The following is a 21,852-nucleotide window of genomic DNA, read 5'->3' on the forward strand; positions in this document are numbered from 1 at the left end:
CCTGTTCCCGGACCTGCCGAGCAACCGGTACGCCGAGGTCGCGGTGAAGGTGCGCGCGTTGTTCGAGAAGTACGAGCTGAAGTACGTCGCCGGGCCCGCACGCCCAACACACCGGCATTCATCAAGTGATTCACCGGCGTGGCCGTGATGTGCCGCATGTAGCGCTGCGCGGTCGATCGTTCCCCAACACGGGTTGTGCGCCGAACCTGACAAGGGTTGTCCGATCTCCGGCTGTCAGCACCCTCCTCGCCTAGGGTCGTCCGTGTGACTGAACCCTCCTACCTTGCCGCGGTCCGGGAGCCGTACGACACCGTCGCCGCCGACTACGCGGAGATCGTCAAGAATCCTGCGGAGCTTGATCCGTTGTCCCGCGCCATGCTGACCGCTTTCGCTGACGTCGCGCGGGCGGCCGCCGCCCTCGGGCCGGTCGCCGACCTCGGGTGCGGCCCGGGCAAGGTCACCGCATATCTGGCGGAGCTGGGGGTGTCCACCTTCGGTATCGACCTGTCCCCGAAGATGATCGAGCTCGCCCGACGGGCCTGTCCGGGGCTGCGGTTCGCGGTGGGGTCGATGACCGCGCTGCCCGTCCGGGACGACGAGCTCGGCGGCATCCTGGCCCACTACTCCACCCATCACACGCCACCGGAGTGGTTGCCCGTCGTGTTCGCCGAGTTCCGGCGCACGCTCGCGCCGGGCGGCCGTCTGATGATGGCCGGCTATGTGGGAGACGACGAGGAGGAGCTACGGCCGACGCAAGCGTTCGGCGGCCATCCGGTGTCCTACGCCTCCCACTTGCTGCCGGTGGACCGGATCGCCCGGCTGTTGGGTCGGGCCGGACTCATCGTCACCGCACGCCTGATGCAGGAGCCCGACGAAGGGGCCAAGCGAACGATCGCCACTTTTCTGGCCAGAAGACCCGAACGGCCATGAGCGCCAACGCATCAGCACCCGGTCTCCGACCTGTGGACGCCGCTCACCACGGGGGATCACTCGCAGGAGGTGCCCCGTGTCAGGTGCCGTTGGGGCGGGCCTCGTAGGCGGTGATCATGTCCTGAGCGGCGGCCGGGCCGGGCGCGATACCGACTCAGGCACCGGCGTCGGTCTGCGATCCGGCAGCCCGGTCCCCCGGCAGCCCGCGGAGTGCTGGCGCGCGGTTGAGCACGCCGATCCGCCCCGGTCCGTGCACAGGGTCCATGCGGCGTGGTTCACGGCGGCGCTGAAAACCTCATCGCGGCGGGCCCACCCGTAAATCCGGACTGCTGTGACGCCAACGATTTCTGCTGCGTCTTTGACCGGGTTACCGGCCTCGACAAGATCAAGGACCTTCTGACGCAACACGTCGGGGAACATCTGGGCGGCCTCGCCTCGTCGGCGCTCGCGGGATGCCGTGTTGTGCGCTTCCAGGCAGTCGTCACAGCGGCATCCGAATCGCCACAACTGGAAGGGGCGTACGCGTCGTGATCCAGCCCCGGAAAGTCCTCGGCGCGTCCCGGCGCCGCCAGAAGGGCCGCGCCTGTCCATGCCCAACGTGTGCGCGCTCCGACAGTTTGCTGTTCGCCACCCGGAAGACAGCCGGCGTTCTTGAGCGTGTAGACGCTGCTGAGGACGACGCCGAGCAGGTTGGCGACATCAGCAGCCGAGTAGACACGCCGCGGCTCGATGCGGTCGGCGACGTGTAGGACGGGATGATCCATGGTGGGTGACCGTCCGGGAGGTCGCGTCATGCCCGCGTGCGCGGCAGGTGACCGGTATGCGCAACTGGCGGGACAAGTTCCCCGGCGTCGAGGTGATCGGAAAAGCTGTGACGGGACGGCCCGCGGAGCGGCTTCTGGAAGCAGCAGGCGACACCTCTCTGCTGATTGTCGGCCGGAGCATCAGTCACCTGCCTACCGGCAGGTACATCGGCCCACCACCGTCGCCCTGCTCCACCATTCCTCTGCGCCGGTCGCCGTCGTTCCGTACACGTGAGCATCCGGACAAGTGAGCTGCCGGCGCCGGCACTCGGTTCGCCGCCCCATGATGTCCGCCGAGCACTCCCGCACGACGGCCTGACCCGGGCCCTGAAGTGAGGGCCAGGGTCAGGCATGGGACGGCGTCCTTGTCCCGCCCGTGCTGAACGGCTGCCACCGGGTCACCCTCGTGCCCGCCTCAGGCGGGAGAGCCGTAGTACGCCTGGCGCATGAGTTGCCGCATGTCGGCGAGCATCGGCATGCGGGGGTTGGCGGGGGCGCACTGGTCCTCGTAGGCGTTCATCGCCTGTTGGGGCAAGGCTTCGAGGAACGTTTTCTCGTCCACGCCCGCGGCCTTGAAGGACGGCGGGATGCCGACGGCGTCGCGCAGTCGCTCGACGGCGACGGCGAGGGACTCGACACCCTGTTCCGGTGTGGACGCCGGCAGGCCGAGGGCCTGGGCGATGGCCTGGTAGCGCTCGGGGGCGATGTAGTTGCGGTACTTGGGCCACGAGGTGACCTTCGCCGGTGTGCTTCCGTTGTAGCGGATGGCATGCGGCAGCAGCAGTGCGTTGGTGCGTCCGTGCGCGACGCCGAAGGTCCCGCCCAGGGTGTGGGCCATCGCGTGGACGACACCGAGGAAGGCCGAACCGAACGCCATGCCGGCGATGGTGCCCGCGTTGTGCATCTTCTCCCGGGCGATCAGGTCGTGCGTGCCGTCGGCGACGGCGCGCTCCAGGTGGTCGAAGATCAGCCGGATCCCCTGGAGGGCCAGCCCATCGGTGAAGTCGTTGGCATAGACCGAGACGTAGGCCTCGATGCAGTGCGTCAGGGCGTCGAATCCGGTGTCGGCTGTGACGGCCTTCGGCAGGTGGGTGGTGAGCGCCGGGTCGCAGATGGCGATGCTCGGGGTGAGGGCGTAGTCCGCCAGCGGGTACTTCTGACCGGTGGCGGTGTCGGTGATCACCGCGAAGGGCGTCACCTCGCTGCCGGTCCCGGACGTCGTCGGGATGCACACCAGCTGGGCCTTCGCGCCGAGGTCGGGGAAGGTGAACGCGCGCTTGCGGATGTCGAAGAACTTCTCCTTCAGGTCCGCGAAGTCGATGTCCGGGTGCTCGTACATCAGCCACATCACCTTGGCCGCATCCATCGGCGATCCGCCGCCCAGCGCGATGATGGTGTCCGGCTGGAAGCCGTGCATCAGCTCGGCCCCCTTGGTGACGGTGTCGATGCTGGGGTTGGGTTCGACGTAGTCGATGACGCGGATCTCGCAGGGCGTCGTGCGCCGGTCGAGGATGCCGCGGATCCGCTGGAGATGGCCGATGTCCACCATGGTCCGGTCGGTGACGATGACGACCTTGCGGGCACCGCGCATGTCGGCCAGATAGGTGATGGAGTTGCGCTCGAAGAAGATCTTCGAGGGGACCTTGAACCACTGCAGGTTCGAGTTGCGCCGCCCGATCCGCTTGATGTTCAGCAGGTTGAAGGCGGTGACGTTCCCGGAGACGGAGTTGTGGCCGTAGCTCCCGCAGCCCAGGGTGAGCGAGGGCAGGAAGGCGTTGTAGACGTCGCCGATGCCGCCCTGCGAGCTGGGGGCGTTCCAGATCACCCGGCAGGCCTTCACCGCGTGCCCGAACTCCTCGGCGAACGCGGCGTCCTCGGTGTGGACGGCGGCGCTGTGCCCGAGACCGTGGAACTCCACCATCTCCGCCGCCAGCCGTATCCCCTCGGAACGGTCGGCCGCACGCAGCACGGCCAGCACCGGACAGAGCTTCTCGCGCGTCAGTGGCTCCCCTTCGCCGACGAAGGAGACCGGTGCCAGGATGATGGAGGTGTCCTGCGGGACGGTGAAGCCGGCCGCCTGTGCGATCTCGGCCGCGGAACGGCCGACCACGGCGGCGTTCAACACCGCACCTGCGCAGTCGCGATCATGAGCGGTACCGACTCCGAAGACGTACTGCTCCAGTGCCGCCTTCTCCTGCGGGTTCACGACGTACGCCTTGAGGGTCCGGAACTCCTCCAGTGCCGCCTCGTACACCTCGTCGTCGAGGATCACGGCCTGTTCGGACGCGCAGATCATGCCGTTGTCGAACGATTTGGACAGCACGATGTCGTTCACCGCGCGCTTGAGGTCCGCGCTCTTCTCGATGTACGCGGGGACGTTGCCCGCCCCGACGCCCAGCGCCGGCTTGCCGCACGAATAGGCGGCCTTCACCATCGCGTTGCCACCGGTCGCCAGGATCGTCGCGACGCCGGGATGATGCATCAGCGCTGCCGTCGCCCGCATCGAGGGCTCCTCGATCCACTGCACGCAGTTCGCAGGCGCTCCGGCCTTGACGGCTGCGTCGCGCACGATGCGGGCCGCAGCCGCGGAGCAGCGCTGAGCGGCGGGGTGGAAGGCGAACACGATCGGGTTGCGGGTTTTGAGAGCCATGAGAGCTTTGAAGATGGTCGTCGAGGTCGGGTTGGTCACCGGTGTGACCCCGGCGACGACACCGATGGGTTCGGCGATTTCGACGATGCCGGTGATCTCGTCGCGGCTCACCACCCCGACAGTCTTCATCCCCGCCATCGAGTGGGTGACGTTCTCACAGGCGAAGACGTTCTTGACGGCTTTGTCCTCGAAGACGCCCCGGCCGGTCTCCTCGACCGCCAGCGCGGCCAGACCGGTGTGCTCGGCGAGGGCCGCCAGGGACGCCTTCCTGACAATGAGGTCGATCTGCTCCTGGGTGAAGTCCGCGTACTCCTCCAACGCCTGGAGGGCCCCGTCGACGAGGCTGTTCACAGCCCGATCGGTCTCGGGGCTGCCGTTTGTCGACGACTTCGCGTCGTGGTGGGCAGCCGCGAGGTGGGCGCCGGCGATCGGCTTCGACCTGGTCATGGAACCGCTCCTCGGAGCAAAGATGGTGACGGGTCGCGAAGGAGGCGGCCCCTGGTTTCACTGGCGTTCTCAGCCTGCGCCGACGAGCCTCGCCGCACAGGTGGCCATTCGGCCCTCGTCACAGGGTTGAAGGTCACCACCTTGGACCGGGGGAGGAACGAACCCTCTCGGTCCAGGAGGGGGCCGTCCGGCCCGTTGGCGGGCGCCTTTCAGCGGAGCGAAGGTGAGGTGACGGGAAAATCGTGGCCGTGACTGACGAGGTCGCCATGTGGCTGCTCGGCGGAATCGCGCTCGTGGCGTGGGGAGTCCTGAAGATCGTTGGTGTGCACAGTCCGCTGGTGCCGTGGCCGTCGGTCGGTCTGGGAGTGCTCGTCATCGCGGCGGCGGGCAGCCCCTTCGTGCCGCACCGTCGTCCTGGTGAGAGCAGCAGGGTCATCGAGGAACGGCACTACATCGGGCCGCGGGATTCCCGTGACCATGAGCAGCGCTGTTGAGATCCGGTCGCCGGGACGGCATCCGAGGCGGCACGTTGTCGGGGATGCCGACGCGACGGGGGGCGGGGACATGACGGGTCCCTGAACCTCTGAGTTCTCTCTGAATCTCTCACGCCGCCCTTCCTCGCTTCTGCTCCCGGCGTGCCGGCTGTCGAAGGACGACCCGGGCAAGCGTGCCCGCTGAGCTGCGCCGACACGGATGCGCCAGGGTTCACCCCAGGGGAGGGGGCGGGACGGCGGGCCTTCGGAGCGTGAACGATGTGCTCTGAGTGTCTACATGCGTGTAGTAGCTTCGGCGCCCTCGACCGATCCTTCTGGAAGGTGCTTGTTCATGGGGCCGACTGTCATCAATGGGCTGCCCGCTCATGTTCTTCTGGTCCACGTGGTGGTGGTGCTGGTGCCGCTCACGGCTCTCGCCCTGGTGGTCTGTGCCGTATGGCCTGCCTGGATCAGCAGGCTCGGCCTCGTTCTTCCCGTGCTGGCGCTGGTGTCCCTGGTCAGCGTGCCGCTGACCACGCACGCGGGTGAGTGGTTGGAGCACCGCGTGAATCGCACTGCTCTCGTACGCCGGCATGCCGAGCTGGGCGACGGGCTGCTGCCCTGGGCCGTCGGGCTCTTTCTTCTCGCCGTGGCGTTCTGGTGGTTCGGACGCAAGGGGACCGGCCGAGCGGCCCCTGATGCCGATATGCCCCGGGGCGTTGTATCGGTGAGCCTGCCGGTGCGGGTGACGGCGGTGGCGCTGACCCTCATCGTCGGGGCAGGGGCAGTGGTGCAGGTCTACCGGATCGGGGATTCCGGGGCCAAGGCCGCATGGGGAGACGGATATTCGGCCGCGAGCGGCCATGTCGCCGGCTGACTAACCCAGGGGTTCGGGCTGTTTCAGGGGCAACGTGAACCAGACGGTCTTGCCGTCGTCCGTGGGGCGGGTGCCCCAGTCGGTGGCCAGGGTGTCGACGAGGAGAAGTCCCCGGCCCGACTCGTCGCCCGATTCTGCGTGCCGGAGCTGGGGGATGTGGGTGCTGCTGTCGGTGACTTCGACGGTCATCTCCCGTGCGGTGTGGTGCAGTCGCAGGTCCAGAGTTCCTCGGGGGTGGCTGTGGCTGATCGCATTGGTGAGGACCTCGGATGCCAGCAAGCAGGCTGACTCCGTCGCTTCCTCGCAACCCCAACTGCGCAGTGTGGTCATCACGAAGCGGCGTCCGGCGGAGACGGAGGCGGGGTCGGCGGGTACCTTCATCGAGGCCGCGGCGAGCGGCGCCGCCGGGATCCGGGCCAGGAGCAGCGTCACGTCGTCCGCATGCCCGTCCGCGTCCGGGCGGAGCGCCGCCAGCACCCTGTCCGAAACCTCTTCCAGGCACACCCCGGACAGGAACGCGCTCTGGAGCTCCACCGCGAGGAGTTTGAGTTGGACGTCGATGTCGGAGCGAGGCGTCTCCACGAGTCCATCGGTGTAGAGCACCAGAGTGGAGCCGGCCATGACCGGAATGCAGGCCTGCTGGTAAGGGATGCCGCCGACGCCGAGCGGCACGCAGACCGGTGCGGGAAGGTGCTCGACCGAGGTGTCGGGCTGCACGAGCAGGACGGGCAGATGTCCGGCCGAACAGATCGTCACCTCGCCGGCGTCCGGATCCACGACCAGATAGCAGCAGGTGACGATCTGATCGGGCAGGTCGGCGACGAACGCGTCGAGGGCTTTCATCAATTGCCGCGGCGTGATGCCGGTCTTGGCCAGTGCCCGAGCGGCCGAGCGCAGTTGGCCCATGACGGCGGCGGCGTCCAGGCCGCGTCCCATGACATCACCGATGAGCACGCCGACCTGGCCGCCGCCGAGCGGAATGATGTCGAACCAGTCGCCGCCGACTCCCGCACCTTGCGTCGCCGGGAAATAGCGGCTGGCCACCTGCATTTCGGGAAGCGCGGGGGGAGAGCCCATCAGACTGTGCTGCAGGGTCAACGCGATGTGGCGCTGCTGCCGGTAGAGCTCGGTGAGTTCTTCCTCGGCCCGTTTGCGGTCGGCGATATCCCGCACGATCGAGCAGGAGCCGACGATCGCTCCGTCGCGTCCCTTGATCGGCCAGAGGGTGATGTCGACGTCGAGCAGGCGTCCGGACTGGGTGACCCGGAACATTTCGAAGTGTTCGACGCGCTCTCCCCGGCCCAGCCTTTCCAGGAGGCTCGCGATCTCGTCCTTGCAGTCGGCAGGGGCGAGCATCGCAATGGAGTTCCCGATCGCGTCCTCCGCCGCGTACCCGTAGAGGCGATGGGCGGCGGCGTTCCAGTAGGTGATGATGCCGTCGAGGGTCTTGGCGAGGATCGCGTCCTGCGATGACTCGACGAGCACGGCGAGTTCGTTGATGCGCTCCTCGGCGGACTTGCGTTCGCTGACATCCCGCACTGCTGCCGATACGAGCAGTCCGTCCGACGTCTGGAGCGGGCTGAGACTGATCTCCACGGCCGTCCTTGCGCCGTCCGTAGAGTTCGAGCCCTGCGCCCATGGGGCGTACCTGCTGGTTCGCGGCATATCCGTGGCGGTGCCTGGGGTGATTCCCGTGGAATCTCTCGGGGACCAGGATCTCGACCGGGTGCCCGAGGAGCTCCCGCCGGGAGTAGCCGAACATCGACTCGGTCTGGGCATTGACGAGTCGGATGGTTCCGGCGTCATCAATGATGACCATGGCGTCGGGTGCGGATTCCAGCAAGGCCCGGAACATCACTTCCGCCGGACTCCCGCCATGGACAGACGTCGGCATCGCAGTCCCTCCTGTTGCCCGCACCAGTTGGTACGGGATTTGTCGGACGATAGCCGTCTTCCTCCAGGGCCATCGGAAGGGACTGAATCTGGCCTTGATCGGTCAGAATTGTTCATTTGCCTGGGGACTATGCCGCGATATGTCGTCGGACGGGTATGCCCATCAGATCAGTGGTGGTTGCTGACAACGGTCAGTTCGGCTGCGATGCTCCGGCCCCAGGCGCAGACCTGTTCGCGGTCGCGGAAGTCGCCTCCCTTGCGCTGCTTCCGGAGCCTGCGGGCGATGAATCCACGGGCCCCATCGGTGAGCCGGCCGCCGAAGGTGACGTGGCCGTGGGCATCCAGCTTGGCGGCGATGCGGGCGACGGCGGGCGCGGCCGGGATGGCGCGCTCAGTGGCGGAACCGTCGAGCGGTCCGCTGCTGAAGAGCCAGACGTCCTGTTCTGTCAGTGCCTGGCGGTGGCGGCGGACGAAGCGGACGGCCTCTCCCGGCCACCGGCCCGCGTACAGGCCGGCTCCGAGGACCACGGCGTCGTATGCCGCGACGCTGGAGACATCGCTGATGGGAGCGACCTCGGCATCGATGTGCTGTTCGCGCAGTTCCTCGCCGATCCACCGGGCGATCTCGGCGGTCGACCCGTTCTTGCTGCTGTAGGCGACGAGCGTGCGCCGGGGCTTCGTTGCGGTCATCGGAGGTTCCTCCTCGGGTGGTGCATCGTGTGGTGGGCGGTGCTCGCGGGTGGCGCGGGTCGGCTGTTCCTCAGCGGAGCCGGCGCAGATACGGGTCGTGCGTCTGCTGGGGGACCAGGCGGATACGGACGTCGAGGGCGGAGACGGCGTCCGGCCGTGCGAGCACCGGATTGAGGTCGGCCTCGACGAGTTGCGGCAGGTCGCCTGCCATCTTCGACAGCCGGTGCAGCAGCTGTTCGATCCCTTCCAGGTCGACCGGTCCGGCGCCGCGGTATCCGAACAGCAGCGGGGCGCAGCGCAGAGCGGTGATCAGTTCGTGTGTGTCGCGGTCGGCGAGCGGCGCGAGCCGGGCGGCGTGGTCGGCGAGCAGGTCGGTGGCGGTGCCGCCGAGGCCGAACAGCACCAACGGGCCGAAGACCTCGTCCTGTACCACTCCGGTGACCAGTTCGATGCCGCGTTCGGCCATGGGCTGGACGAGGACGCCGGTCATGGTGTCGCCGAAGCGGGCGGTGAAATCGCGGTGGGCGGCCCGCACCTCGGGCTCGCCCTCCAGGTCCAGCAGGACCGCTCCCTGGTCGCTCTTGTGCACCTGGCCGGGCCAGTAGGCCTTGAGAGCTACACGCTGACCCGGGCCGCCCAGGCGGTCCGCCGCGTCGACCGCTTCCTGTTCGTTCCGGGCCCAGGCATACGGCAGATGCGGTATGCCGTAGCAGTCGAGCAGTTCCGCACAGCCACGTGGGTCGAGCCAGCCGCCCTCGGGGTGTTCGGCGAGGAAGGAGCCGACCAGCGCGCGGGCGGCTTCCGGGTCGGTACCGGCGAGCTCGGGGACGGACCCGGCCGGTTGAGCCAGCCACCGGGCGCGGTCGGCCGCGTACGCCAGAGCCCTGGCGGCGGCCTGCGGGTCGGCGTAGGCCGGGACCCTGCCCCCGGCCGGGGCCTCCAGCAGGCGGACCCGTTCGCCCTGGTCGAGGAGGACCGCGGCGACCGTTCGGGAACGACGACCCGGGGCGGCGTGGGTGAGTGCCCGGATCGGATCGTCGCCGGTCGCCGCGGCCAGTGCGGTGGGTACCAGGGCGACGAGGACCGCGTCGACCGCGCCGTGCGCGGTGAGCCGGTCGATGCAGTCGCCCAGTTCCCGTTCCCCCACGGCGGCGGTGGCGTCCACGGGATTGGTGGCGGATGCGCCTTCGGGAAGCAACCGGAGCAGTTGGGTGATCAGATCCACGGGCAGTTCGGGGACGGTCAGTCCCGCTTCCGCGCAGGCATCGGCGGCGAGCACGGCCGCGCCGCCCGCGTTGGACACGATGGCCACCCGGCCGCCCGCGGGAAGTGGCTGGGACTTCAGGAGGGCCGCGGTGTCGAGGAGTTCGCCGATGGTACGGGTGGCGGTGATGCCGGCCTGGCGGAACAGCGCCTGCCGCGTCATCGTGGGGGTCGCGGCCGCCGCGGTGTGCGAGGCGGCGGCGCGCCGGCCCGCCGCGGACCGGCCCGCGTCGACGGTCAGGACCGGCATCCTGCGGGCGACCCGGCGGGCGGTCCGCGAGAACGCCCGGGGATTACCGAACGATTCCACGTGCAGCAGGGCCAGGTCGGTGCGGCCGTCGCCCTCCCACCACTGCAGGAGGTCATTGGCGCTGACGTCGTACTTGTCGCCGAGGGAGGCGAAGCTCGACACACCGATCCCGAGCCGGGCCAGCCCGCTGAGCAGGGCGATTCCGACACCGCCGGACTGTACGGCCACTCCCGCGGATCCGGTCCGCGGACGGTCGGCGGCAAAGGTGGCGTCTAGCCGGACCTCGTCCTCGGTGTTCGCGATGCCCAGGCAGTTCGGGCCGACCAACCGCATGCCGTAGCGGCGGCAGGCGCTGAGCAGACCGGCCGACTGGTGGACGTCCAGGCCGGAGGTGAGCACGACCAGCGCCCGCACGCCACTCGTTCCGCACTGCTCGGCGGTCTCCGGTACGACGTGCGCGGGTACGGCGAGCACCGCGAGGTCCGGCGGGTGGGGGAGAGCGGTCACCGTCGGATAGCAGGGAACGCGCAGGATGGCATGGGCGTGGGGATTGACCGCGAAGAGCCGGCCGGGATACCCGGCGTCACGGATGTTCTTCAGGACGGCCCGCCCGACCGATCCGGCCTTGGTTCCGGCACCGACCACGGCGATGGAGCGCGGTCGCAACAGCGGTTGCAGGCTCGCGGTGTCCGCGGTCCGGCCGCGCTCGTCGACCGCCGCGAGATAGTCCTCGTCCGGGTCGAGTTGGATCGTGCAGTGCACCTCCGTGCCGGCGAAGCGGCGGGCGGTGTTCAGGCCCAGGTCGGCGAAGACCTTCAGGACCAGGTGATTCTCCGACAGCGCGTCCGCGGTGAAGGACGTGATGCCGTCCTTGCGGGCAGCATGCACGAGGTGCTCCAGGAGCAGGGTTCCAGCCCCGCAGTGATGGAACGCGTCAGCTACCGCAAAGGCGATCTCGGCGGAGCCGGGATCGGGACCGATCTCGTACTCGGCGATCCCCACGATCTGGTCGTCGCGGACGGCGATCAGCGCGCAGTGACCGCTCCGGGGGCCGGAACAGGCCCGCTCGGTGGCCTGTGGCCCCGACAGACGGCTCACGCCGAAGAACCGCAGGCGCATGTTCTGCGCCGACATCCCCTCGTACAGCCGCAGCAGCTGGTCACGGTCCTCGGGGCCTGCGGGACGGATCTCGACCGTCCTGCCGTCGGTAAGCAACGCGTGGACCTTCTCGGTGCGGTGCGCGGTGTGCGTCATGGCGGACCTCTCTCCCCTGGAACGTTCCTGACTCCACGATCCGTCCGTACCGGGGGCGGACCACAGGGGCTGACCGGGCCCGTGCGGGACCGTTCGGCCCTGTTCCGCACCCGGCCCGGGCTGGGGGCCGAACGTCCCGCACCAGGGCCGAACCGCCCCTCGCCCAGGCCACCGTGCCGGTGCGACGGTTCAGTGACGGACAGTGTTGCGGTCACCGGATACGGAAGAGGCGACGAGCCATGACGCAGGCCACTCGGAAGGACACCCGGCCTCCCACCGATCCATGGCGGGGCTTCGCCGGAATCTGCTGGCACCGGAAGATCGACGTGCGCGCCTTCATCCAGGACAACTACACGCCGTACGAGGGCGACGCCGCCTTCCTCACCGGCCCGACGGAACGGACCCAGGCCGTGTGGGACATCGTGTCCGAGTTGCGCGCCGAGGAGCGCCGCAAGGGCGTCCTGGACGTCGACGCCGCCACGCCGTCGACCATCACCGCGCACGGACCCGGCTGGATCGACAAGGACCGTGAGCTCATCGTCGGTCTGCAGACGGACGCGCCGCTCAAGCGGGCGATCATGCCCAACGGCGGGCTGCGGATGGTGGAGAACGGGCTGCGCGCCTACGGCTACGAACCGGACCCGTTCGTCTCCCGGGTCTTCGGCACCTACCGCAAGACGCACAACCAGGGCGTCTTCGACGCCTATACGCAGGAGATGCGCCAGGCCCGCAAGGCCGGGATCATCACCGGGCTGCCGGACGCCTACGGCCGTGGCCGGATCATCGGCGACTACCGCCGGGTCGCTCTCTACGGCACGACCCACCTCATCGAGGCCAAGCACGCCGAGTGCGACCTGCTGGACACGCAGCCGTCCACCGCCGAGGTGATCCGCGACCGCGAGGAGCTCGCCGAGCAGATCCGCGCCCTGGCCGAACTGGAGGAGATGGCCGCCTCGTACGGCTGCGTCGTCTCCCGTCCGGCCGCCACCGCGCACGAAGCCGTCCAGTGGCTTTACCTGGGCTTCCTGGCCGCGGTAAAGGAACAGAACGGCGCGGCGATGTCACTGGGCCGTTCCTCGACGTTCCTCGACGTCTATCTCGCCCGCGACCTCGAGGAAGGGCGTATCGACGAGACCCGCGCCCAGGAACTGATCGACGACTTCGTGATCAAGCTACGGATCGTGCGTTTCCTGCGCACCCCGGAGTACGACGAACTGTTCTCCGGCGATCCCACCTGGGTCACCGAGTCCCTGGGCGGCATCGGACAGGACGGCCGGACTCTGGTCACCCGCACCTCTTTCCGGTTCCTGCAGACCCTGTACAACCTGGAGCCCGCACCGGAGCCGAACCTCACCGTGCTGTGGTCGCCCCGCCTGCCCGAAGGCTTCAAGACTTTCTGCGCACAGGTCTCGATCGACACCAGCGCCCTGCAGTACGAGTCGGACGATCTGCTGCGCCCGCGGACCGGGGACGACACGGCGATCGCCTGCTGCGTGTCGGCGATGGCGGTGGGCCGGCAGATGCAGTTCTTCGGCGCCAGGGTCAACCTCGCCAAGGCCCTGCTCTACGCGATCAACGGCGGCCGGGACGAGATGACCGGCGAACAGATCGCCCCTGCCACGGAACCACTGGCCGGCGACCACCTGGACTACCAGGAGCTGAACACCGCCTACGACCATGTTCTGGACTGGCTGGCGGCGACCTACGTCAACGCCCTCAACGTCATCCACTACATGCACGACAAGTACGCCTACGAGCGGCTGGAGATGGCCCTGCACGACCACCCCGTCCACCGCACACTGGCCTGCGGAATCGCCGGGCTGTCGGTGGCCGCAGACAGCCTGTCCGCGGCGAAGCACGCCCGGGTGAAGGTGATCCGGGACGACACCGGCCTCGCGGTCGACTACGTGGTCGAGGGCGAATACCCCGCCTTCGGGAACAACGACGACCGCGTCGACGAGATCGCGGTGGACCTGGTGCGCCGGTTCATGGCCAAGGTGCGTGAGCACCCGGCCTACCGGAATGCGGAGCACACCCAGTCGGTGCTGACGATCACGTCCAACGTGGTCTACGGCAAACACACCGGCAACACCCCCGACGGCCGCCGTGCCGGGCAGCCCTTCGCACCCGGAGCCAACCCGATGAACGGTCGCGACCGCCACGGCATGGCCGTCTCCGCGCTGTCCGTCGCCAAGATCCCCTACGACCAGGCCCGTGACGGCATCTCCCTGACCTCGACGATCACGCCCGAAGGCCTCGGCCACCACCCGGGCGAACGCGCCGCCAACCTGGTCGGGATCCTGGACGGCTACATGGCCGCCGGCGGCTTCCACCTGAACGTCAACGTCCTGGACCGGGCCACTCTGGAAGACGCCATGGAGCACCCGGACGACTACCCGGCACTGACCATCCGGGTCTCCGGTTACGCCGTCAACTTCGTCCGGCTCACGCGCGAGCAGCAGCTCGACGTGATCAGCCGCACCTTCCACGGCCGGTTGTGAACACCGGCCGCGTCCACTCCTGGGACCTGTCCACCGGCGTGGACGGTCCCGGGACCCGCTTCGTACTGTTCCTCAGCGGCTGCCCGCTGCGCTGCCTGTACTGCGCGAACCCGGACACCTGGCACATGCGGGACGGGCAGGAGATGACCGTCGACGCCGTGATGGCCGAGATCGAGAAGTACCGCACCTTCATCACCGCGGCCGGCGGGGGAGTGACGATCACCGGCGGCGAGCCGCTGCTGCAACCCGCCTTCACCGCCGAGGTGTTCCACCGCTGCAAGGAACTCGGCCTGCACACCACCCTGGACACCTCGGGCTTCCTCGGCAGCCGCGCCACGGACGATCTGCTCGCCGACACGAATCTGGTCCTGCTGGACATCAAAGCCTTCGACGTCGCTGCCTACCGCAGCCTGACGGGCGCCGGCCTCGCGCCGACCCTGACGTTCGCCACCAGGCTGAGCCGGCACGGGGTGCCGGTCCGCATCCGCTACGTCCTGGTTCCCGGCCGGACCGACGACGAATCCGCCATCGACGGCCTGGCGGCTTTCGTCGCGGGACTGGGCAATGTCGAGTGCGTCGATGTCCTGCCCTTCCACAAGCTGGGCGCCGCCAAGTACGAAGCCCTGGACATCCCTTTCCCGCTACGTGACACCCCAACGCCGTCGCCCGACCTTGTGGACCGTGTGCGAGGCCAGTTCCGGGATCACGGCGTGCGCGCGTTCTAGCGCACCGGGGAGCGCGGCGGCGAACCGCCGAACTCACGAAACCCAAGGAGGAGAGAACCATGACCGCTCGACACGTGGTCGTCGGCGTCGACGGCTCAGTCGTCGCCGTACGAGCCCTGGACGAGGCCGCGGCAGAAGCCGTCAGGCTGGGAACGGATCTGGAGATCGTGTTCGCCGTCACCGACATCGATGAGGCGGGGCCGACCCTGAAGTCCGCCGTTGAACGGGTGCGTGAGCGGCACCCTGGTCTGCCGGTCAGCACCGTACCGGTGGTCGGGGATGCGGCCGAGGCGTTGCTGCGCAGGGGCCGTGTTGCTGCTCTGACCGTGGTCGGATCTCGCGGGTTGCCAGGTTTCGCGGGCCTGGTGCTCGGATCGGTGAGTCTGCGTCTGGCCGCACGCACGCTGAGCCCGCTCCTCGTCGTGCGGGGGGACCAGGTTTCGCGACCGGACGGCCCCGGCCCCGGCGGTGAGGTGCTGCTGGGCATCGAAAGCGACAACGACACCGACGCAGCGGCCTACGCCTTCGCCGAGGCCGCGCGCCGCGGATCACCCCTGCGCGTCCTGCACGCCTGGACCTATCGTCATCTGGCACCCGTCGGTCTTGCACCGGTCCCCACCCGGCGCGTTCAGGACGACATCGACCGTCGTTCACAGAACGAGACCGCCGTGCCCGAACGCGTCGTGACATCGCTGCGCGATCAGTATCCCGAGGTCCCGGTACGGACCCGCGCAGTCCGCTCCGGGGCGGCGCACGCACTGCTGGAGGCAACGGGCAACGCCGCTGTCATCGTGGTGGCCGCACACCGGCGCCAGGGCCGGCTGGGCCCTCAACTCGGCCCGGTCACCACAGCCTTACTGCACCACGCCCGCTGCCCGGTCATCCTCGTTCCGATGGGGCCGGAGTAAGAGCCGAACGGTCCCACCCCGGGACGTTCGGCCCCGGGCACCACCGGTACTGAGCGGCCGATGCTGGCGGAAGAGCGGCTGCGAGCGACAGCTGCCGATGAGGAGATGGCCATCGTGGAGACGACGCTGACGACCGATTTCTGGACACTGTTCGTCCTGCTGTTACTGGCCGCGCTGGCTGTGATCGCTGTCATGACGGTCGTATCGGAGACGCTCCTCGACAAGGTGAGCCGCCTCTGGGCGGCGGTGCGGACCCGCCGCTACACCCAGGGCAGACATCACCAGCTGCATCACGGACATCGCTGATGATTCGGGTGAGGTGTTGGAGCGACAAGCCCGCCCACAAAGCCACAGGATCCGAGAGACCGTCCGCAGGCGCGGGCGGTCTCTCTGTTTCGCCTGGGCGAGAAGCGCCAACCCGCCCTCGAAGGACCCGGCCGTGGCGGGTCCTTCCCGCACGGTCAGCGGACCAGAACGGCCTCCCCTGGCTTGGGTACGACGGTCGTCCAGCCCAATTCGTGGTCGATCCGGTCCCGGAGCGACGCGGCCGCGGACTCCTCGCCGTCGACCAGGTAGGTGGTGTGCGGGGGCGGGGCTCCGCGCAGCCAGTCGATGATCTGTCCGGCATCGGCGTGGGCGGAGAAGTACGGCACGTCGGCGACCTCCGCCCGTACGGGGATGTACTCGCCGAACATCTTGAGGGCGGGAACGCCGTCCACCAGGTCGCGGGCCCGGGTGCCGGCGGCCGCGAAGCCGACGATGACGACGGCGTTGCGGGGGTCGGGCAGGAGCCGGTGCAGGTGGTGCAGGACACGGCCTCCCGTGGCCATGCCGGCCGAGGACGATGACGGCGGGACCGCTGGTGTTGTTGTCGATGGACTCCTGGACGGCGCGGGCCGCCAGGAACGGCTCGGGACTGATCGCGGCCTCGCCCTGGGCGAGGATCTCGGGCCGCAACTCGGGGGAGCCGGAGCACAGGGCGTCCCGGTAGACGTCCAGGGCGGCCAGCGCCATGGGGCTGTCGACGTAGACGGGGACGGAGGAAGGCAGGATTCCGTCCCGGCGCAGATCGGCGAGCTCGTGGAGGACGATCTCGGTGCGATCGATCGCGAAGGCGGGGACGACGACGGTGGCCGGATCCGATCGTTCCAGTCGAGGATCGGCTCCCGGCGCGGGTGGACCTCGCGGCTGGCAGAGTGGACCATTCGGTGGGAACCTCGGAACAGGCTGGCGAGATCCGGGTCGTCGTGGCCGACCGGCGCCGCTCGGTCGCTGAGGTCCTTGCGCTGGGGCTGCGACAGGTGGGAATGGTCGGCAGTGCGGTAACCGGGATGAAGGCGGCCTGCCGAGCAGCGGGGGATGACCGCGCGGACGTGGTCGTGGCGGACATCGGCCCGTTGGCCTCGCCCGGCCTGGCTGTGGCCGTGTCGCCGTGGCCGGGCCGGCTGGCCGTGCCCCTCATCGTGCTCAGCGACGGCACCAGGGCCGACGATCTCGCCTGTGCCGCGATCCGTTCCGGTGTTCGCGGCTGGGTTTCCAAGGACAGCTCCATGCAGCATCTGCTCGCCGTCATCAGGGGTGTGCAGCGCGGCGAGACCTGGATTCCGCCGCCCCTGCTCACCCGGGTGCTCGCTGAACTGGTGACCATGCGTGATGGGATGGAGGAGGACACCGGGCGTTTGGCGAACCTCACCGCTCGCGAGCGCGAGGTGCTGGGTTGCCTCTCCGCCGGGATGAGTCGATCGGAGATCGGGCGGCGCCTCTTCCTGTCGACGAACACGGTACGCACGCACGTGCAGAATCTGATGATCAAACTCGACGTCCACTCCTCGGTTGCCGCCGTGGCACTGGCCCACCGGGCCAGCATGCCGAACTCGTTGCCGGTACCGGAGGAGGATCCGGGAGAACGACGCCGGGCCTGAGACGCGATCCGCAACTCGTTGTGGACGGCCGCCCTATGACGAAGGCGCCGCGCGCGTGGAGGAATCGGTCACGCCGGAGGCCGCGGGCGAGCCATGTGGTGAGGGCTCGGGTACGTGCAGGCTGCCGTAACGCTCCATCCGCTGCCAGCGCAGCCGCGATCCCGCGATCGCGGTCGCCACCGACTGGATGACGACGAGGTACATCAACTGCCGGTAGACGAACTGCTGCAGAGGCAGACTCCACAGCGCCCCCGGTCGTTCGTCGTCCAGGCGGAAGGCGTACAGAGCCATTGCGGTCTGCAGCGCGAGGAAGCCGAGCCAGAGGGCCAGGATGCGTTGAGGGTCCAGGAAGATCAGGCCGTAGACAGCGAAGATGTCGACGACGGGGGCGAGCAGGGGCAGCAGAACCTGGAAGAGCAACAGATACATCAGACCGCGGCGGCCCAGCTTGCCCGCCGCCCGGGTCTGCACCAGGGCGCCGCGGTGCTTCCACATTGCTTGCAGGGTGCCGTAGCACCAGCGGTAGCGCTGCCGCCAGAGCGCACGCAGGGAGGCCGGCGCCTCGGTCCAGGCGATGGCGTCCTCCTGGTACACCACCCGCCAGCCCTCGCGGCACAGGGCCATGGTGAGGTCCGTGTCCTCGGCGAGGGTGTCCTCACTGACACCGCCGATGCGCAGGAGCGCGGAGCGGCGGAACGCGCCGACGGCTCCTGGAACGGTTGGCATGCATTCGGCGAGGTCGAACAGGCGGCGGTCGAGGTTGAAGCCGACGACGTACTCGATGTGCTGCCAGCGGCCGAGCAGTCCGCCGCGGTTGATCACCTTCGCGTTGCCGGAGACCGCTCCGATCCGGGAGTCGGCGAACGGCTGCACCAGCATGCGGGCGGCATCAGGTTCGAAGACGGTGTCGCCGTCGACCATGACCAGGAGCTCGTGTGAGGCGGCAGCGATTCCGGTGTTGAGGGCTGCCGGCTTGCCGGCGTTCTGCTGCCGGATGACCCGCACATAGGGAAGGCGGAGCGACTCCACGAGGTCGGCGGTGCCGTCGGTGGAGCCGTCGTCGACCACGATGATCTCGACGGGATGGTCGGAGGCGAGCAACGAGCGGACCGCGGCCTCGATGCCCGCGCTCTCGTTGTAGGCGGGCACGATGATGCTGACGGGTGCGGTGACCGGTCGCCCCCAGCCGGTGCCCCGTAGCCGGACGTGCCGCCGGGCGGCGATGAGCACGGCGATGGCGCGCAGCACGGCGAGCGCGCCTGCCGCGTACAGCAGCCAGCCGAGCAAGGTCAGCGCCCAGGCGCTGCCGTCCAGCGCCCCGATGAGACCGACGCCCAGCCAGTGGTCCTTGCCGGCGGCGGGGTTCATGACTTGCGGGATCCCGACGGCGTCGCCGACCGTGGTCACGGTGAATCCACGGGCCGCCATCAGGGGGAGCAGACGGTCGAGGGCGGCCACGCTCTGGGACCGGTCGCCGCCGGCATCGTGCATGAGCAGAATCCGGCCGGCGCTTCCGTGCGGTGTGGCGTTGGTGACGATCCGGTCGACGCCGGGGCGCTGCCAGTCCTCGCTGTCCTGCGTGGTCAGTACGGTCAGATAGCCGGCGTCGCCGGCCGCCAGGACCGTGTCCCAGTCCCGGTCGTTGAGCGCCTCGTTGACCGAGGAGTAGGGGGGCCGCAGCAGTGAGCTGGTGTGTCCGGTGGCGCCGGCCAGGGCGAGTTGGGCTTCGCGCAATTCGAGGGTGCGCTGCCAGCCCGGGATCGACCCGAGGTCGGCGTGGGTGAAGGTGTGAATGCCGATCTGGTGCCCCTCGGCGAGGATGCGCCGAACCAGCGCCGGGTGGGCGGCGACCTGGGTGCCCACGACGAAGAACGTGGCATGGACGTGGTTGCGGCGCAGCACGTCCAGGATCTTCGGCGTCCAGGTCGGGTCGGGGCCGTCGTCGAACGTGAGGGCGATGGTGTGCGCCCGAGGGCGAGCGGTGCGGGCCGGTACGGCCGCGCTGTCGATCACCGGGCCGCCATGAGCGACGGCAGCGGGTACGCGTTCCGCGGCACCGCCGTCAGCGCGGGCCGCGTCGTCACTGATACCGAACATGTGCTGGGTGTAGCCCTGGATGAGGAGTGCGGCGCAGAGTGTGAGGATCAGGACCGTCAGCAGCAGCCAGTGGGTGCGCAGCGGTGTGGCGCGGACAACGCCGCGGCGTCCCCGGCGTCTTCGTGAGCGGGTGGAAGCGGCGGAGGCGTGCGTCATGTCGGGGTGCTCTCTTCGCGGCGGTGAAGGGATTCCGGAGTTACCTGGATTCCAGAGTTATCCGTGGCCGCGGCCGGTATGGGTGGGGACGGGATGCGTGGCCGTGCTCTTGCCGTGGCTCACTGTGGCGGTGGGGGTCGCCGCTGTCCGGGGGGCACTGGGAGATACGCCTGACGAAGGCGACGTGCCCGGGGTTATGGCCATGGCAGGCGGAGCGGTCGTGGACCCGTGGGACGAGCCGGTGCCCGGCGTGCGGGATTCCGTGCCGGTGGCCGGTTTGCCGCCTGCCGCGGTTGTGGCGTCCGGTCCTGGGCTCGAGACGCCGGCCGGGTGGTTGCCGGCCTCGGGCAGTGGAAGGTACGGAGAGGAAACGGTCGGCCCGCCGAGGGCGGCACTCAGCAGCAGTGCGACGTACCCAACGGCTGGTATGACCAGGAATCTCCCGACGCGCCGAACTCGACGCTGCCGACGTCCGGAAGCGTCGAGAAACACCGGCCGAGTGGCGGCATGGCTGTGCCTGGCGTGGCGCGCGGGGACGTCGACCGTCGTCGTATCGGTACCGGATGTGGGGTGCACGGTCGCGCACCATACAAGGCGCGGTGGCTTGTTGACGAGGGTCTGCATATTTCGGATATATGCCGTTGCGGTGACCGGAGTGCTCTGCTCGGTGTGACGTTTTCGCGGTGTGATGCGCCCCCCGTATGAGCCGCGCGAACCGTGCGCGAGGCAGAGCCCGACCAACGGAGGGACATGATGGAGAATCCCGTGCGAAACCCGCCGGTGACCGTACTCGGTCCCCGCCTCGCAGCCGACATCGTGGCGATTGTGCGGGAAGGGTCCAGGATCCGGCTGGATTACTCGCCGCAGAGTCTGGCGCTGGTGGACCGGGCCATCGAGGGCATTCGACGGGAGAATCCGCCCGCCCAGGCGGTGACCCGAACGCTCCTGGGCTTCGGTGCCTACACCGGAGAGGTGCTGGTACGCGGGGCGAGAGCCGGCTGGGTGGACTTCGATGCCCACCAGCGCGATACATTCGGGCAGCCCTTCGGGATCCGGACTCCTGACGGGCGGGTATGGAATCCGCTGGGCAAGGCGGTCAAGCGGTTCGAGAACGGACCGCAGCACAGCTTGCGTCTCTTCTATCTCGCGGTGGTGGGCCAGGCACAGGTGTGACGCCCGCCCTACCGCGAGTCGGAGGACGTCCTTCGGCGGATGAAGATGTTGCACGGTGTCGGCGAGCGCGAAGAGGATTGCAGTGGGCAAGGCGGAGGTGCGCCGACGCAGCAGGATGGATGACGGGGAGCTGGGCGATGCCGTCGCTCAGGCCCGCGGTGGCGACGAAGCCGCCTTCGGCATCGTCTACCGCGAGATCCATCCCATGCTTCTGGGATACCTGCGCGGCCTGGTCGGTGAGGATGCCGAGGACATCGCGTCGGAGGCCTGGCACGACATCGTCCGCGACTTCGGCGCGTTCCGCGGCGACGGAGAGCGCTTCCGGGGTTGGGCGGCGGTCATAGCCCGGCACCGCGCCCTGGACCACCTGCGAAGGATCAGGGTCCGCCCCCGCACGTCCGGGTTCGACGAGCGAACCAAAGAGCCCTTGACCTTGCAGGACACGGAGGGCGTGGCCCTGGAGAATCTGTCCACCGAGCGCGCGCTGACCCTGATCGCCGAACTGCCCCAGGAGCAGGCCGAAGCCGTGCTGCTGCGAGTGGTGCTCGGGCTCAATGGGCCGATGGCGGCGAAGGTCCTGGGCAAGCGCCCGGGTGCGGTGCGAACCGCGTCCCACCGGGGTCTGAAATACCTGTCGGAGCGCCTCAACGGCGCTGGGAGAAATGACGAATGAACGACTTCCGAGAACACGATGGATGGCTGGACGCGGCCGTCGCAGAGCGGCTGCTCAGCGGACAGGACATCGCGGAAGCCGACAGCCGGGCAGCCGACCTCACCCGGCTTCTCACGGTGGCGGCGAAGCCGCTCCCTCTGGACAGCGCGCGCGAACATGCGGCACTG

The 21,852-nt window shown here is 69.0% G+C and carries 17 protein-coding genes and 1 pseudogene; 11 read left to right on the top strand and 7 right to left on the bottom strand.

Annotated features, from left to right (window positions below; genetic code table 11):
• Positions 1–264 precede the first annotated feature (264 nt).
• Positions 265–930, top strand: coding sequence for a class I SAM-dependent methyltransferase (locus O3W51_RS38970; protein ID WP_138357821.1), 666 nt, complete (start codon positions 265–267; stop codon positions 928–930).
• Between the two features lie 114 nt (positions 931–1,044).
• Here the strand turns inward: O3W51_RS38970 and O3W51_RS49080 are convergent, their stop codons facing one another.
• Positions 1,045–1,275 (bottom strand): hypothetical protein, encoded by a 231-nt coding sequence (locus O3W51_RS49080; RefSeq protein ID WP_368860194.1) that lies wholly within the window; start codon positions 1,273–1,275, stop codon positions 1,045–1,047.
• On the opposite strand from O3W51_RS49080, the gene O3W51_RS38975 reads away from it, so the two are divergent.
• Positions 1,201–1,461, top strand: coding sequence for a hypothetical protein (locus O3W51_RS38975; RefSeq protein ID WP_232486190.1), 261 nt, complete (start codon positions 1,201–1,203; stop codon positions 1,459–1,461). The genes O3W51_RS49080 and O3W51_RS38975 overlap by 75 nt on opposite strands.
• Before the next feature lie 687 nt (positions 1,462–2,148).
• On the opposite strand, the gene adhE is transcribed toward O3W51_RS38975, so the two are convergent.
• A complete protein-coding gene (gene adhE, locus O3W51_RS38980) occupies positions 2,149–4,830 on the bottom strand; it encodes a bifunctional acetaldehyde-CoA/alcohol dehydrogenase (RefSeq protein ID WP_198359337.1) in 2,682 nt (893 codons plus the stop codon).
• A 248-nt stretch (positions 4,831–5,078) separates the two neighbouring features.
• On the opposite strand from adhE, the gene O3W51_RS38985 reads away from it, so the two are divergent.
• Positions 5,079–5,324 (top strand): hypothetical protein, encoded by a 246-nt coding sequence (locus tag O3W51_RS38985; RefSeq protein ID WP_198359338.1) that lies wholly within the window; start codon positions 5,079–5,081, stop codon positions 5,322–5,324.
• Between the two features lie 331 nt (positions 5,325–5,655).
• Positions 5,656–6,180: a DUF2231 domain-containing protein gene (locus O3W51_RS38990; protein WP_138357817.1), complete on the top strand. Its 525-nt coding sequence runs from the start codon at positions 5,656–5,658 to the stop codon at positions 6,178–6,180.
• Here the strand turns inward: O3W51_RS38990 and O3W51_RS38995 are convergent.
• From O3W51_RS38995 to O3W51_RS39010, 3 genes and pseudogenes are all read right to left on the bottom strand, one after another.
• Positions 6,181–8,074 (bottom strand): annotated as a pseudogene (locus O3W51_RS38995) (PAS domain S-box protein).
• 167 nt (positions 8,075–8,241) lie between these two features.
• A complete protein-coding gene (locus O3W51_RS39005) occupies positions 8,242–8,763 on the bottom strand; it encodes a flavodoxin domain-containing protein (RefSeq protein ID WP_269288639.1) in 522 nt (173 codons plus the stop codon).
• A 70-nt stretch (positions 8,764–8,833) separates the two neighbouring features.
• Positions 8,834–11,530: a bifunctional acetate--CoA ligase family protein/GNAT family N-acetyltransferase gene (locus O3W51_RS39010; protein ID WP_269288640.1), complete on the bottom strand. Its 2,697-nt coding sequence runs from the start codon at positions 11,528–11,530 to the stop codon at positions 8,834–8,836.
• A gap of 239 nt (positions 11,531–11,769) precedes the next feature.
• Here O3W51_RS39010 and pflB point away from each other — a divergent pair, with 239 nt between their 5' ends.
• The 4 genes from pflB to O3W51_RS39030 are packed head-to-tail and all read left to right on the top strand — an operon-like array spanning position 11,770 to position 15,970.
• Entirely contained in the window at positions 11,770–14,031 is a 2,262-nt protein-coding gene (pflB, locus tag O3W51_RS39015) for a formate C-acetyltransferase (protein WP_198359350.1), read from the top strand.
• A complete protein-coding gene (pflA, locus tag O3W51_RS39020) occupies positions 14,028–14,756 on the top strand; it encodes a pyruvate formate-lyase-activating protein (RefSeq protein ID WP_198359351.1) in 729 nt (242 codons plus the stop codon). Before pflB ends, pflA begins: the two co-directional genes overlap by 4 nt.
• A 59-nt stretch (positions 14,757–14,815) precedes the next feature.
• The gene (locus tag O3W51_RS39025; protein WP_198359353.1) at positions 14,816–15,664 is read left to right on the top strand and encodes a universal stress protein; all 849 of its coding nucleotides are present in this window, start codon (positions 14,816–14,818) and stop codon (positions 15,662–15,664) included.
• Positions 15,665–15,724: 60 nt separating this feature from the next.
• A complete protein-coding gene (locus O3W51_RS39030) occupies positions 15,725–15,970 on the top strand; it encodes a hypothetical protein (RefSeq protein WP_198359354.1) in 246 nt (81 codons plus the stop codon).
• 155 nt (positions 15,971–16,125) lie between these two features.
• Here the strand turns inward: O3W51_RS39030 and O3W51_RS39035 are convergent, their stop codons facing one another.
• Entirely contained in the window at positions 16,126–16,494 is a 369-nt protein-coding gene (locus O3W51_RS39035) for an MBL fold metallo-hydrolase RNA specificity domain-containing protein (RefSeq protein WP_232486193.1), read from the bottom strand.
• Between the two features lie 378 nt (positions 16,495–16,872).
• Between O3W51_RS39035 and O3W51_RS39040 the strand changes: the two genes are divergently transcribed.
• Entirely contained in the window at positions 16,873–17,586 is a 714-nt protein-coding gene (locus tag O3W51_RS39040) for a response regulator transcription factor (protein WP_269288641.1), read from the top strand.
• Between the two features lie 33 nt (positions 17,587–17,619).
• On the opposite strand, the gene O3W51_RS39045 is transcribed toward O3W51_RS39040, so the two are convergent.
• On the bottom strand, positions 17,620–19,839 hold the full coding sequence (locus O3W51_RS39045) for a bifunctional polysaccharide deacetylase/glycosyltransferase family 2 protein (RefSeq protein WP_198359360.1): 2,220 nt from the start codon (positions 19,837–19,839) through the stop codon (positions 17,620–17,622).
• Positions 19,840–20,556: 717 nt separating this feature from the next.
• On the opposite strand from O3W51_RS39045, the gene O3W51_RS39050 reads away from it, so the two are divergent.
• Together O3W51_RS39050 and O3W51_RS39055 are read left to right on the top strand one after the other, a co-directional pair.
• Entirely contained in the window at positions 20,557–21,012 is a 456-nt protein-coding gene (locus tag O3W51_RS39050) for a hypothetical protein (protein ID WP_269288643.1), read from the top strand.
• A gap of 82 nt (positions 21,013–21,094) precedes the next feature.
• Complete coding sequence (locus O3W51_RS39055; RefSeq protein WP_381589147.1) at positions 21,095–21,685, top strand: RNA polymerase sigma factor; 591 nt, start codon at positions 21,095–21,097, stop codon at positions 21,683–21,685.
• Positions 21,686–21,852: the final 167 nt, after the last annotated feature.

Source organism: Streptomyces sp. H39-C1 (genome assembly GCF_027158125.1).
Classification (GTDB): domain Bacteria; phylum Actinomycetota; class Actinomycetes; order Streptomycetales; family Streptomycetaceae; genus Actinacidiphila; species Actinacidiphila fildesensis.